This is a genomic window from Helicobacter labacensis, from assembly GCF_003660285.1.
GTDB lineage: Bacteria > Campylobacterota > Campylobacteria > Campylobacterales > Helicobacteraceae > Helicobacter > Helicobacter labacensis.
Genome location: NZ_QXQQ01000019.1, coordinates 1 through 12681, shown reverse-complemented (window position 1 = coordinate 12681; position 12681 = coordinate 1). Strand labels below are relative to the sequence as shown.

At 46.9% G+C, this 12681-nt stretch carries 14 protein-coding genes, 1 tRNA gene and 1 pseudogene; 4 read left to right on the top strand and 12 right to left on the bottom strand.

Annotated elements, in window-relative coordinates:
• Nucleotide 1: 1 nt before the first annotated feature.
• The 10 genes from EAO33_RS06385 to tatB form a co-directional block, all read right to left on the bottom strand.
• A complete protein-coding gene (locus EAO33_RS06385; RefSeq protein ID WP_120945944.1) occupies nt 2–589 on the bottom strand; it encodes an AmiS/UreI family transporter in 588 nt (195 codons plus the stop codon).
• A 151-nt stretch (nt 590–740) separates the two neighbouring features.
• Nucleotides 741–2450 (bottom strand): urease subunit beta, encoded by a 1710-nt coding sequence (gene ureB / locus EAO33_RS06380; protein ID WP_120945943.1) that lies wholly within the window; start codon nt 2448–2450, stop codon nt 741–743.
• A 16-nt stretch (nt 2451–2466) separates the two neighbouring features.
• A complete protein-coding gene (ureA, locus tag EAO33_RS06375; RefSeq protein WP_120945942.1) occupies nt 2467–3174 on the bottom strand; it encodes an urease subunit alpha in 708 nt (235 codons plus the stop codon).
• Between the two features lie 138 nt (nt 3175–3312).
• A tRNA-Ser gene (locus tag EAO33_RS06370) sits at nt 3313–3400 on the bottom strand.
• A 27-nt stretch (nt 3401–3427) separates the two neighbouring features.
• A complete protein-coding gene (locus EAO33_RS06365) occupies nt 3428–3814 on the bottom strand; it encodes a hypothetical protein (protein WP_120945941.1) in 387 nt (128 codons plus the stop codon).
• On the bottom strand, nt 3814–4017 hold the full coding sequence (locus EAO33_RS06360) for a PP0621 family protein (protein ID WP_120945940.1): 204 nt from the start codon (nt 4015–4017) through the stop codon (nt 3814–3816). The genes EAO33_RS06365 and EAO33_RS06360 overlap by 1 nt, the downstream gene beginning before the upstream one ends.
• On the bottom strand, nt 4005–4550 hold the full coding sequence (gene rsmG, locus EAO33_RS06355) for a 16S rRNA (guanine(527)-N(7))-methyltransferase RsmG (RefSeq protein WP_120945939.1): 546 nt from the start codon (nt 4548–4550) through the stop codon (nt 4005–4007). The genes EAO33_RS06360 and rsmG overlap by 13 nt, the downstream gene beginning before the upstream one ends.
• Nucleotides 4547–5572, bottom strand: a complete 1026-nt coding sequence (gene queA / locus EAO33_RS06350) for a tRNA preQ1(34) S-adenosylmethionine ribosyltransferase-isomerase QueA (RefSeq protein ID WP_120945938.1) — start codon at nt 5570–5572, stop codon at nt 4547–4549. The genes rsmG and queA overlap by 4 nt, the downstream gene beginning before the upstream one ends.
• A complete protein-coding gene (tatC, locus tag EAO33_RS06345) occupies nt 5565–6272 on the bottom strand; it encodes a twin-arginine translocase subunit TatC (RefSeq protein WP_120945937.1) in 708 nt (235 codons plus the stop codon). Before tatC ends, queA begins: the two co-directional genes overlap by 8 nt.
• Entirely contained in the window at nt 6265–6672 is a 408-nt protein-coding gene (gene tatB / locus EAO33_RS06340) for a Sec-independent protein translocase protein TatB (RefSeq protein ID WP_120945965.1), read from the bottom strand. Before tatB ends, tatC begins: the two co-directional genes overlap by 8 nt.
• A 111-nt stretch (nt 6673–6783) precedes the next feature.
• Here tatB and rpoD point away from each other — a divergent pair, with 111 nt between their 5' ends.
• The 4 genes from rpoD to EAO33_RS06320 are packed head-to-tail and all read left to right on the top strand — an operon-like array spanning nt 6784 to nt 11790.
• A complete protein-coding gene (gene rpoD, locus EAO33_RS06335; protein WP_120945936.1) occupies nt 6784–8652 on the top strand; it encodes an RNA polymerase sigma factor RpoD in 1869 nt (622 codons plus the stop codon).
• Nucleotides 8649–9107 carry a low molecular weight protein-tyrosine-phosphatase gene (locus EAO33_RS06330; protein ID WP_120945935.1) on the top strand — a complete coding sequence of 153 codons (459 nt, stop codon included), beginning with the start codon at nt 8649–8651 and terminating at the stop codon, nt 9105–9107. The genes rpoD and EAO33_RS06330 overlap by 4 nt, the downstream gene beginning before the upstream one ends.
• Nucleotides 9055–10383, top strand: a complete 1329-nt coding sequence (locus tag EAO33_RS06325) for a C40 family peptidase (RefSeq protein WP_407920472.1) — start codon at nt 9055–9057, stop codon at nt 10381–10383. Before EAO33_RS06330 ends, EAO33_RS06325 begins: the two co-directional genes overlap by 53 nt.
• Before the next feature lie 42 nt (nt 10384–10425).
• Nucleotides 10426–11790, top strand: a complete 1365-nt coding sequence (locus EAO33_RS06320; RefSeq protein ID WP_120945933.1) for an FAD-dependent oxidoreductase — start codon at nt 10426–10428, stop codon at nt 11788–11790.
• A 269-nt stretch (nt 11791–12059) separates the two neighbouring features.
• Here the strand turns inward: EAO33_RS06320 and EAO33_RS06315 are convergent, their stop codons facing one another.
• On the bottom strand, nt 12060–12251 hold the full coding sequence (locus tag EAO33_RS06315; protein ID WP_120945932.1) for a phage tail sheath protein: 192 nt from the start codon (nt 12249–12251) through the stop codon (nt 12060–12062).
• A gap of 133 nt (nt 12252–12384) precedes the next feature.
• A pseudogene (locus tag EAO33_RS06310) lies at nt 12385–12681 on the bottom strand (hypothetical protein); the annotation flags it as partial.

Genomic DNA, 12681 nt, shown 5'->3' with positions numbered 1-12681 from the left:
ATCACACCCAGTGTTGGATAAAGAGTAACCAAGCAGGAATCCACGCGGTTACAATCCCTTCCACGATAGCAAGCCATGGGACAAAATTCCCCAATTTGATCCCTAAAACCTCTTCAATCCAGCCAGTGAGCCACAACACGCCCCAAGCTAACCAGATGAAAGCCCACCAATCGCCCTCTGTGATGCCTAGCATTTTGTGATCGTCAAGCATATCAGAGTAGTGGGAGAGAATAGCCGCAGGGATGGTGTTGATGGTAACAAAGAGACAATACCAGCCATAGGGTCGCCAATCTAGTTTATAAACATTGTTGATGGCCGCATACAAGTAGGTAAAACCAAACAACAATCCAGTTGCCGGACCATAGAAGTTAATTAGATGGTGGGACACTTGGGCGACATCTTCAGGACCTGTTACCCCGGGTGTGGGATTGAAAGTTGAATAGACAATCGCCACGATATTACAGACGATAGAAAGCCCACCCACGAAGAAATTCATCACAGCCTTGCTCTTGGGGTCCACCCCAGAAAGACCGGAAACGCCGTTGCTGATCAGCACGATCGCAACATACAACAGCACGAGACCTAACATTACCATCCTTTTGGCAAGATTTGAGGGTTTCTAGTGCGGAGAAAAACCCGAAAAAAAACCTCTCTTGGGTTCATTATAAACTAGCAAAGTAAATCAATGACCCCTCTAAACTAACCCCTCTATTTTAAAATCCCCCTCCTTTAGAAACGCCCTAGAACAAATTGTAGAGCTGGGCTAGGCTCAATTCATCTGCCGCTTTGGAAGTAACTTCCTTGCCATCCACTTTCACTTTGTAGGTTTCAGGGTTGACATCAATGTGTGCGGTAACATCGTTGAATTTGAGATCCTTTTTGGTGATGTTGCGGCAATTTTTCACGGGCAACACCACGCGTTCCAAGCCAAGTTGTTCCTTGATCCCCTCATCATAAGCCACTTGGGACACAAAAGTGATATTGGTGTCAAATTTGTTTTTACCATGGTGTCCAAACATTTCGCGATAATAGACAGGTTGGGGAGTGGGGATGGACGCGTTAGCATCACCCATTTGGGAGAGCGCGATGAATCCGCCCTTAATGATCATATTGGGTTTAATCCCAAAGAAAGCCGGACTCCAAAGCACGAGATCGGCGTATTTGCCCACTTCCACAGAGCCCACATAATCAGCGATCCCATGCGCGATAGCGGGGTTGATGGTGTATTTGGAGATGTAGCGTTTGATGCGGAAATTGTCGTTGTCGCCCTTTTCTTCTTTCAAGCGACCGAACTCTTTTTTGTTTTTGTCCGCAGTTTGCCAAGTGCGTGTGATCACTTCTCCAACACGCCCCATCGCTTGGGAGTCAGAGCTAGTGATAGAGAAAATCCCCATGTCGTGGAGTTGGTCTTCAGCCGCGATGGTTTGGGGGCGAATTCTTGAATCGGCAAATTGCACATCTTCTTTGATGCTTTTATCCAAGTGGTGGCAAACCATCAACATGTCCATGTGTTCGGCTTCAGTGTTTTTAGTGAAAGGGATTGTGGGGTTAGTGGAGGCCGGAAGAATATTGTATTCCCCGGCCATTTTAATCACATCTGGCGCGTGCCCGCCCCCAGCCCCTTCAGTGTGGAAGGTGTGAATCGTGCGCCCGGCAATGGCTTCTAGGGTGTCTTCCACACAACCGGCCTCATTGAGGGTATCGGTGTGGATGGCTACTTGCACATCGTATTCATCAGCCACATTCAAGCAATGGTGGATGGCTGCAGGTGTGCTACCCCAGTCTTCGTGGATTTTAAAGCCGATCGCGCCCGCATGGATTTGATCGCGCAAAGAGGGTTCGTAAGACACATTCCCCTTAGCCAAGAAGCCCAAATTCATGGCGTATTCCTCAGCAGCGCGGAGCATGCTTTTAAGATTACCACGCCCGGGGGTAATAGTGGTGGCGTTTGTCCCATCCGCTGGACCTGTGCCCCCACCAATCATAGTGGTGATCCCACTAGCAAAGGCGGTAGGGATTTGTTGGGGAGAAATGAAGTGGATGTGGGTGTCAATCCCGCCTGCTGTAACAATGAGCCCTTCAGCGGCTAGCGCTTCAGTAGCAGGACCTACACAGAGGTTGTTGTCCACACCATCTTGCATATCCTTATTGCCCGCCTTACCAATGCCCGCAATTTTGCCATCTTTAATGCCAATGTCGGCTTTGTAAATGCCGGTGTAATCCACAATCAAGGCATTGGTGAGCACCAAGTCTAGCTCATAAGAGCTAGGACTATTGGTTTGGCTCATCCCATCGCGGATCGTTTTCCCGCCCCCAAATTTGATCTCTTCGCCATAGGTGGTGCAATCATGCTCGACCTCTAGGATCAAATTGGTGTCGCCCAGCCTAACACGATCCCCTGTAGTGGGACCATACATAGACACATATTCTTTTCGTGAGATTTTTTTCATGGTTTCTCCTTGTGATTTACTTTTTAGACGCTTCGCAACAAGCAGGCACAGCCCCAAAGCCTTTTTCTTTGGCGCGTTTCAAGCCGAGCTTTTTACCATCGGCATCGGCTTGGCGATCCACTAGAGAATTAAAGCCATAGACGCGTTTATTACCGCCGATGTCAATGAGTTCCACGCTTTTTTCTTCCCCGGGTTCAAAGCGCACGGCTGTTCCGGAGGCGATGTCTAGGCGTTTGCCAAAGGCTTTTTCGCGATCAAATTCCAAGAGTTTGTTCACTTCAAAGAAGTGGAAGTGTGAACCCACTTGCACAGGGCGATCGCCTTTGTTTTTCACTTTCAAGCTAATAGCCTCCTTGCCGGCATTAAGAGTGATGTCGCCTTCTTTTAGGAATACCTCGCCGGGGGCTAATTTTCCATTGTCTTCTACAGGAGTGTGGATGGTAACAAGCTTGGTTCCATCGGGGAAGTTGGCTTCAATCCCCACTTCGTGGATCATGTGTGCCACGCCGTCCATCACATCCTCTTTTTTTAGCAGTGTCCTGCCCTCTTGCATCAAATCGGCAACACTCTTCTTACCCGCACGCGCCTCTTCCATCACATGCGCGCTAATCAGTGCCACTGCTTCGGTGTAATTGAGCTTAATGCCTCTTGCTTTGCGTTGCTTCGCCAATTCACCCGCATAATGGAGCATCAATTTATCTAGCTCTTTGGGGGTTAACTTCATCCTAAACTCCTTTTAAGATTTTCTATTGGTAGCCAAGCTATCAACAAGGCGGATCATAGTCTAAATTTTTCCAAATTTTGTTAACATTTTTAAACGGCTGGATAATATTATTTATTCTTTGTTTATCTTACGGAGTAGTGGCGGAGAGAAAGGGATTCGAACCCTTGAAGGCTTGCACCTTACACGCGTTCCAGGCGTGCTCCTTCAACCACTCGGACATCTCTCCAAAGTGTTCATGCTAGCACGATCTAGCTTAAGCGCGTGTAAGCCACTCCATGAAGATCACCCCATCTAGGCGCATTTGTAAGGCTTGTGTGATTTCTTCTTGCGCGCTAATGGGCATAAGGATTTTAGAATCCAAGAGATAGTCATTGGCTACGCTTTGAAAATCTTGGGCGTGCGCGGGGGCGATGATGTAAGTGGGCGCAAAATTGATCATCAAGGCAAGATCGTAGGTGTTAGACACGACTACCGCGTATTTAACCCGTTGTGTGTAACAATGGTAAGCTAGATCACAAGCGTTTTCTAAGTGGGCGTAGAAATACACGATGATGTCGTTAGTGCTTTGGGCGATCTGGGCGATCTCGCTTATGGATTTAAACATGGGGCATGGGATTTTAGGGTGTCCAAGGATGAGCATCAATCTCCCTTTTGTAAACAATGTTGGCTACAGAACACGCGTCCCTGAAAAAAGATCGCCTCTTTGCTAGAAATGTAAGTTTTGCAATGCGCGCATTCTAGCAAGTTTTCTACAGAGGAGGTAGGGGGGGATTTGGGTTTAGCGCGTTTGAATAAAACCCACACTACCCAGCCGATGATAAGCAATAAGATCAAGACACGCATGCGCTCTCCTTTTGGCGGTAAAAATACACCCTTTTGCCATAAACAAAACATTCACTCGGCAAACAGGCGATCTCTTCTTTTAGCAAACTTCCCTTGTAAAACAAGAAATACCCCCCCACTTTTAAGAAAGGCGCGCTAAGTTTGAGGAGTTCTTGCGCGCCCATTAGTGCCCTAGAGGTGATGAGTTCTACGGACATAGGAGGTAACTCTTGTAATCGCGCACGCTTGAGGATTACATTGTCTAGTCCTAATAGCGCTTTGGCATGGTGTAAAAAGGCGATTTTTTTGGCATTAGGCTCTACAAGAATAAAACGCGCATGAGGACAAGCGATGGCTAAAGGGATACCCGGAAATCCCGCCCCGCTCCCAATATCTAAACAAATTTTAAAAGATTGGATAAACTCCAACACCCGCACGCTATCTACAATCTGGGCTTGGATTTGGGCTAGATTCTTTACCCCGCTTAGGGCATGGGTTTGATTCCACTCTAACAACAGCGCGCCAAAGTGATCCAATAGGGTTTGTGTTCTCACAAGATCAGCATCGCATCGCCATAGGAATAAAAGCGGTAATTATGGGTGATGGCGATCCCATAGAGTTCTAAACACTTTTGTAAACCCACCATAGAAGCCACCAACATAATAAGAGTGGATCCGGGCAAATGGAAGTTTGTCAGCAAGGCATGCACATGGGTAACCGGGTTGCCCGGGTGCAAGAAGAGATCACAGGGTTTAAGGGCATTACCACGCTTGTAATGCTCCACCCCTCTGAGGGCTGTCGTGCCCACACAGAGGACATAGGGCGCGTGATCTAGGGCATGCTGTGTGTCTTTAGGGATAAACAACGCCTCAGAGTGCATGGGGTGCTCTCTAATGTCCTCACATTCTACACCTAAAAAAGTCCCTGCCCCTACATGCAGGGTTAAAAAAGCGTGGGCAAAATGGGTTAAAAGGTGCGCTTTGGCATGCTCTGAGAAATGCAGTGAGGCGGTGGGTGCGGCAATGGCTCCGGGATGTTTGGCAAAGACACTTTGATAGGTTTGCGCATCTGTAGGGGTGTCTGGGCGTTTGAGATAGGGGGGGATGGGCATATGTCCTAGCAATTCGAGCATGGTTAGCACTCCCTCCCAGTTTAAAGGGTGTTGGTGGTGGTAAAAGCACACTTGGCGTAAACTAGCAGGGGGGCTTAGCACTTCACAAGAATACTCCTGTCCTAGATGAATAAGACTCCCTTGAGAGATACGCCCCCTAATTTGGGCGTTGAAGTGGTGGAGATTGTGGGGATTGTGGATCAATAATTCTATCTTGCCCCCGCTTGCCTTGCGTCCATAAAGGCGTGCTTTGATGACTTTTGTATCATTGAGCACGATAAGCGCGTCTTTGGGGAAAAAATCAAAGACATGGGCAAAATGGCTATGAGTAATACGCCCACTACCACGCTCATAGACCAAGAGTTTAGCCTGCTCTGGAGGTAATAAAGGGGTGGAGGCAATGTATTCAGGAGGTAGGTCATAATGATAGCTGGAGAGCAAAAACTCTTTGGGGATTTCAGGCATTGGAGTCTTTGGGGGCAGGGTTAACCCATTTGGCAATGAGAATGGAGAGCCCATACAGACCAATTAGGGGCAAAGCCATGCAGACCTGACTCATCACATCCGGAGGGGTGATGATGGCGGCGATGATAAAGATAATCACGATGGCGTATTTGAAATAACCCTTGAGCGTGGCATCTGTGATCAAGCCCACTTTAGCCAGAAAAAAAGCCAAGACCGGTAATTCAAACGCCACCCCAAAGCCTAAAATCAGCCGTGTGAAAAAACTCACATAGCTAGAAGCTGAAATATTGGCTTCAAATACCGCGCTCCCAAAATTAGCCAAGTAGTGGATCACAAAGGGAAAAACCACATAGTAAGCAAAGCACGCGCCTATAGCAAACATGATTGTAGCAAAAAAGACAAAGGGTAAGACCATCTTTTTTTCATGCTTGTAAAGACCCGGGGCAATAAACAGCCAAAATTGCCAAAAGATCACAGGCATAGCCACCACCAAGGAGGCTAAAAAACTCACCTTGATAGCCACCATGATCCCCTCTATGGGCGAAATTTGGATCAATTTGCCTGCATAAGAAGCCCTAATCCATGCAAAAATACGATCCCATAGGCTAAAGCACAGGATAAACGCACCCACCAGCACAGCGATACAGATGATGAGGCGTTTACGCAACTCTTCAAGATGGGGTTTTAGATCTTCAAACATCGCGTCTATCTGGGAACGGGGGTTTATCTAGGCACACTTTGGGGCGGGGGGCTTCATCGGCTTGCACCTCATCACAGAGCGCGTCTAGGGGGTTAGCATGCGCGATGCTACTTTTCAGGTCGTCTTGGACTTGTTGGAGCTCTTTTATTTCTTTGTTAAAAGTGTCTCCTAGCTTGTGTCCTTCTGCATCGAAGAGCTTTTTATACTCTAAACTCTCTTGTTTGAGGCTTTCTACATGCAATTCCTGATTCAAGGTTTCCTTAGCGTCATGGAGGGTTTTTTTCAGTGCCCTGAAAAAGCGCGCTAAATCCACCATCGCTTGGGGGAATTTCTCTGGTCCTAAAAAGATAATAGCAACAACTAAAATCACTACAATTTCAAAAAAACCTATTCCAAACATGCGCGCATTATAACTCATTAGTCTTAATATTTTCATAAGTTAATTTTTACTATAATGGGTGTGTTTTCTCTTTTTTGTGGTTTACCACAATCCAAGTCAGACAGGATCGCTATGGAAAAATCCGATAAAACCCCCAAAAATCCCCCCAAAGTGAGTTTTCAAGAAGAGTTGGAGCACATCTTCAAAACAGGCGAACAGAGCATTTCTTACGAACGGCTCTTGGATGTGTTTCAAAAAATCCCCACCTCTTCTCAGGTGAAAAAGATCAAAGAGCTTGCGATCAAATACAACAAGTCTTTCGTGCATTCTTCAGAGTGTGCCCTAAGCTCACTCTCTATGGATCGCAAAACCCCCCGTAAGAAATCTAAAACCCTTGAAGAGGATACGGAGGAAAACCTAGACTTCATCAAAGAAAAGGATTTCACCGAGTGGTCTAGAAGCGATAGTCCCGTGCGCATGTATTTGCGCGAGATGGGCGAAATTCCTCTACTTAGCAAGGAAGAAGAAGTCGAATTGAGCAAACAGATCAAATTGGGCGAGAACATTATCTTGGATGCGATTTGTTCTGTGCCCTATTTGATTGACTTCATCCACAATTATAAAGACGCGCTCATTAATCGCGAAAGACGCGTTAAAGAGTTATTTAGGAATTTTGATGACGATGAAAGCAACACCAAGAAGGAAGAGGAAAGCGAACTAGACGAGGAAGATGAAGGCACCATTGAGGTTAAAAAGAATCTCTCTGAAAAAGATCACAAACGCGTGCAGAAAGTGATCGAAAGTTTCAAAGCCTTGAATAAAGCTAAAAAAGAGTGGCTTAAAGCTCTCAACACCCCCGTTCAAGAGGACGAGCTCTTGCACGCTTTGAGCTTGGCTTACAAACGCCGGGTGCTTAAAGAAAAACTCTACGATCTAGGTCCTACAAGCAAGCTCATTGGGGAATTGGTCAAGGCGATGGAAACTTCGCTTAAAAGTGGCGATGGGTTTGAAAAGGAGTTAAAACGCCTAGAGTATAAACTCTCCTTGTTCAATGAAGCCTTGATTGAAAACCACAAGAATATCTTAAAAAACATCACCAACATGAGCAAGGAGGAGATCGCTAGCATGGTGCCTGAGGCGACCATGATCGCTAGCTATATGGAAATTAAAAAACTCTTCCAAACCAAAGAGGCGAGTGAGGATGGCTTTGATCTAGAGCCTAGCAAACTCAAGGAGATCTTGGAGCAAATCAAGCGGGGTAAACTCATTTCTGATAAAGCCAAGAACAAAATGGCGCGTTCTAACCTGCGCTTGGTGGTGAGTATCGCCAAACGCTACACCTCGCGTGGGTTGCCCTTTTTGGATTTAATTCAGGAGGGTAATATTGGCTTGATGAAGGCGGTGGATAAGTTCGAACATGAAAAAAATTACCGCTTTTCTACCTACGCCACTTGGTGGATCAAACAGGCAATCAGTCGTGCGATCGCCGATCAAGCCCGCACGATTCGCATTCCCATCCACATGATCGACACCATCAACCGCATTAACAAGGTGATGCGCAAATACATGCAAGAAAATGGCAAGGAGCCGGATTTAGACTTGGTGGCTAAAGAAGTGGGCTTGCCCCTAGAGAAGGTGAAAAATGTCATCAAGATCACCAAAGAGCCCATTAGTCTAGAATCTCCTGTGGGCAATGATGATGATGGCAAATTTGGGGACTTCGTGGAAAATGAAAAGGTGGTGGGGTCTATGGATCACATCATGCGCGAGGATCTGAAAGCCCAAATTGATGGGGTGCTCGATCAGCTCAACGAACGCGAAAAATCCGTGATTCGCATGCGTTTTGGTTTGCTTGAAGATGAGAGCGATCGCACCTTAGAAGAAATTGGCAAGGAGCTCAATGTAACACGGGAGCGCGTACGCCAAATTGAGAGTAGTGCGATCAAAAAATTGCGTAGCCCCCAATATGGGCGTTTGCTTAGAAGCTATTTGCGCATATGAAAGCCCCTAAAAGCCTCTTATTCTTGTGTTTAGGCAATATCTGCCGTTCTATGTTGGCTAGGGGGATCGCCCAGAATGTGGTAGAAAATAAGGGTTTGGATTTACGCGTAGATGGGGCTGGCATTTCTGCTTTCCATCAAGGTGAACCTCCCCATCCCCCCATTATCCAGCTCGCCCAACGACATGGGCTTGACATCTCCCATTTTAAAAGCAAACCCATCACCCAAGCCCTAGCTAATCGCTTTGAGTGGATCGTAGCGATGGATAAGAGCAATATAGAAGCCTTAAAAGATTTGGGGATCACCCACCCCCATGTGTGTAAATTAGGCGATTTTGGCTTGGGAGGGGCGGATATTCCAGACCCCTACACCTTTACGCGCGTGCAGGACTTAGAAAGAGTGTATGCCATGGTTGAACAGGGCGTGGGGGAGCTATTGGCGACCTATGGCACTTAAGGGCTTTTTACTCAGTCTAGCCGTGATTCTCAACGCACAAGAGAGTCTTTTAGACCTCAAACTCCCCCAAGAAGCTAACTACTATCTCCCCAAACACGCTTTCCCTATCCCAGATAAAGACAAACTCAAAAACGCGTATTTAGCCCAATGGTATGCCCCATGGACGGGTATGGAAGTGATGCGCGACACCCAAGAAGTCTTTTGGATGCAAGACCTCTTTAAAGCGCGTGGGTTTGATGCAATAGGTCAGCCCAATGATCCCAAAGCCCTAAAAGCGCTTTGGGAGAGTATGGACACCCCGCACTACCCCAGCCACGCACTCAAAGCCCTAGTGGTTCAAGACGCTGATGTGCGCGCCGTGCCCACAGACAAACCCTACTACAATAAAGTGGGATCTCCCTTTGATCGCTGGCAGAATTCAATGATCTTTGCGGGCACGCCCGTGCTCATCACCCATTACAATACGGACAAGACTTATGCGCATATCCAAAGCAGTTTTGTCTATGGCTGGATCAAGGTGGAGAAACTCGCTTTAATTAAACCCGCTACGATTCAAACCCTCATGAATAGCCCCCATTACATCACCCCTCTTCAAGATAAAATCCCCTTGTATAACCGCGCGCACCAAGTCGTCGCGCTCACCCATATGGGCGAGATTTTGCCCTTAGTCAACTCCAGACAGGTATACACTTACGCCAAAGATTCACAGGGTTTTGCCAAACTCATCCCTACGCCCTTTAACCCGCGCCACTTCACCCCTTTTCCGCGTCCCTTGAGCGCGCGCGTGATGGCTGCCGTAATCGACACCATGCTAGGTCAGCCCTATGGTTGGGGCGGGACGGATCAAAATCGCGATTGTTCCGCCTTTACACGCGATAGCTTTGCTAGCTTTGGGATTTTACTCCCACGCAATTCCCTAGCCCAAGTGCGTTACGCCAATAATATGGTGGATTTGAGCGCGATGGACGCTTTGCAAAAAGAAGCCTATATCATCAAACATGCCACCCCTTTTGCTACCATTCTTTGGCTCAAAGGGCATATCATGCTCTACTTGGGCACGCACGCACGCAAGGCTATTGTGGCGCACAACATTTGGGCGATCTCTGTGGAGAAATCTGGAGACACGCACACCTATAACATTGGCAAAGCCGTGATCACTACCTTAGAATTAGGCAAGGAAAACAAGGACGCGTCTTCTAAGACGCGTTTGCTCATCGATCGGATAGAGGCGATGTCCGATCTCTATGATTACAGCTTAAAGTTGGCGGCGCATTGATTATGCTACAATCCGCCTTTTTAACCCAAATAAAGGAAATGTATGAAGCGGGATTTTGATGTGATCATCATTGGGGGCGGGGTTTCTGGTTGCGCCCTGCTTTGGACCTTGAGTCAATACACAGACTTGAAAAAAATTGCCCTTGTAGAGAGAGAGAGCAAAGTTGCTAGAGTGAGCTCTAATGCTAAAGCCAATTCTCAAACTATCCACGATGGGGCGATTGAAACCAATTACACCGCCAAGAAGGCTAGAAAAGTCAAACTAGCGGCCGAGAAAATCCGCCGTTACGCCTTTAACAAAAACCTCCAAAATAAAGCCATTTTTGAAATGCAGAAAATGGCAATTGGGGTGGGAGATAAAGAATGCGCCTTCATCGCTAAAAGACATGAAGAATTTAAAGAAATCTACCCGGGGCTTACTTTCTTTGACAAAGCTAAGGTTAAGGAGATCGAGCCTATGGTGATCGCCGAACAACACGGTCTAGATCGCCCCGAAAATGTGGTGGGAAGTGGGTTTGAAAAATACTGGTGTGGCATGAACTTCGAGCTATTGAGCGAAAATTTTGTGCAAGAGGCGATGTTGTGCAATCCAGAAAACCAGACTTTTTTCCGTTTCAAGGTCGATAGAATCGAGCGTTGTATAGACGAATGGGCGGTGATCTCCACGGAGGGCGATGAGATTTATGGCAAATTCGTGCTAGTGGACGCGGGGTCTTACTCCTTGCCTCTAGCCCAATCCATGGGTTATGGTTTGGATTTGGGTTGTTTGCCCGTGGCCGGGAGTTTTTACTTTGTGCCTAGCGAATTGTTGCGCGGTAAGGTTTACACCGTGCAAAACCCCAAATTGCCCTTTGCAGCCTTGCATGGCGACCCAGATGTGTGGATTAAGGGCAAAACCCGCCTAGGTCCCACAGCCCTAGCCATGCCTAAGCTAGAGCGCCATAAAACCTCTTGCTTGAAGGGCATTAGCTGGGAATTATTCAAAATGGACTTCAACATGGATGTAATGGGAATCGTCTTTGATCTCTTTACAGAGAGAGACATTAGAAATTATGTCTTTAAAAACATTGTCTTTGAAATCCCTTATGTGGGTAAGCGCAAATTCTTGCACGATGCGCGCAAAATCATTCCCTCCTTATCGCTTAGCGACTTACAATACGCCTCCGGATTTGGGGAAGTGCGCCCCCAAGTGTTGGATCGCTCCAAGAAAAAGCTCATCTTAGGTGAGCGCAAAATCATCACCCATCAGGGCATCACCTTTAACATGACTCCCTCTCCGGGCGCAACTAGCTGTTTAGAAAACGCCTTGACAGACGCTAAGGAAATCACGCAATACCTAGGTGCACATTTAGATGTGGAACGCTTCTATGAGGAACTCTCACCTGAGGAGCTGAACACAACGGTATAAGGGGTCGCAAGGGACGCTTGTTTAAGTAATTTTTGACCTTGATCCATCTGCTCCATATGGGGGTTTTGGAACCTATCTAATCGCGTTACCGCACTTTAAAGAGTGCCCATGCCCTAGTTCCTCTAAGGGGCGTTGTGGCCTTGTGTATGCGGGCAATGAATCTCTCCCCAGTCCAATTAAATGCATAAAGGCATCTAAATTGTCTGTAACTTCTTTGAGCGCGTCGTTAAGTTGCAAATCTATGGCGCGCTTGGCTGTCTAGTATGCTCTCATTCGTGGGTGTGTCGCCCCCACGCCCTGATCCCATCGTCCACAAAGCACACAGATAACCTCAAAGCGCGCAATCTATCCGCCTCGCAATCTTGCCCATTGATGTATTCAATGCTATCTACAATGCCTACTACCCCATCAATGGCGCGGTTAGAATAGGTCTTAGCAAAGCCAAACTCCCCCTCCCCCATTACCTTAGCATAGAGGGCAATTAAAAACGCGCTTAAGGGGGCGTTCTTCTTTTTTTGTGAAACTATTTTCTAAACTTTTATTCAAAGCTTTTTCGCTAGAGATTTTTTTGATTCCATTGGTTGAACCTAGCAACTACTCCCGTCTCTTTTTCATAATATCTTTATTGAAAATAGGGATTAGACTCTGCCTTAGCTCCACCCTAAGACTTTTTATATCTGTAGTCCCCTCCGTCTTATATTCAAAGGATTTTGGATCATCTGGGGGCATTCCCCCCTCAATCTCTCTAATAAGGGCTTTGGTGGCGTTGTCAAAGTCCTCTCTGCTGGCTAAAGCGCGCAAGTGGGTTTTAAACTCGCTGACACTATGGGACTTGTGTAGCGCGCTTTTTAGATGATGCCTTAAAGCTGCTCCGCTCACCTTATCGTTTAA

Excerpts from the sequence above, each read along its gene's own strand:
- ureB (WP_120945943.1), bottom strand. The coding sequence starts at position 2,450 with ATGAAAAAAATCTCACGAAAAGAATATGTGTCTATGTATGGTCCCACT.
- tatC (WP_120945937.1), bottom strand. The coding sequence starts at position 6,272 with ATGTTTGAAGATCTAAAACCCCATCTTGAAGAGTTGCGTAAACGCCTC.
- EAO33_RS06330 (WP_120945935.1), top strand. The coding sequence starts at position 8,649 with ATGAAAGCCCCTAAAAGCCTCTTATTCTTGTGTTTAGGCAATATCTGC.
- rpoD (WP_120945936.1), top strand. The coding sequence starts at position 6,784 with ATGGAAAAATCCGATAAAACCCCCAAAAATCCCCCCAAAGTGAGTTTT.
- tatB (WP_120945965.1), bottom strand. The coding sequence starts at position 6,672 with ATGTTTGGAATAGGTTTTTTTGAAATTGTAGTGATTTTAGTTGTTGCT.
- EAO33_RS06365 (WP_120945941.1), bottom strand. The coding sequence starts at position 3,814 with ATGCTCATCCTTGGACACCCTAAAATCCCATGCCCCATGTTTAAATCC.
- EAO33_RS06315 (WP_120945932.1), bottom strand. The coding sequence starts at position 12,251 with ATGGGGGAGGGGGAGTTTGGCTTTGCTAAGACCTATTCTAACCGCGCC.
- EAO33_RS06385 (WP_120945944.1), bottom strand. The coding sequence starts at position 589 with ATGTTAGGTCTCGTGCTGTTGTATGTTGCGATCGTGCTGATCAGCAAC.
- EAO33_RS06360 (WP_120945940.1), bottom strand. The coding sequence starts at position 4,017 with ATGCGTGTCTTGATCTTATTGCTTATCATCGGCTGGGTAGTGTGGGTT.
- EAO33_RS06320 (WP_120945933.1), top strand. The coding sequence starts at position 10,426 with ATGAAGCGGGATTTTGATGTGATCATCATTGGGGGCGGGGTTTCTGGT.
- EAO33_RS06325 (WP_407920472.1), top strand. The coding sequence starts at position 9,055 with ATGCCATGGTTGAACAGGGCGTGGGGGAGCTATTGGCGACCTATGGCA.
- queA (WP_120945938.1), bottom strand. The coding sequence starts at position 5,572 with ATGCCTGAAATCCCCAAAGAGTTTTTGCTCTCCAGCTATCATTATGAC.
- ureA (WP_120945942.1), bottom strand. The coding sequence starts at position 3,174 with ATGAAGTTAACCCCCAAAGAGCTAGATAAATTGATGCTCCATTATGCG.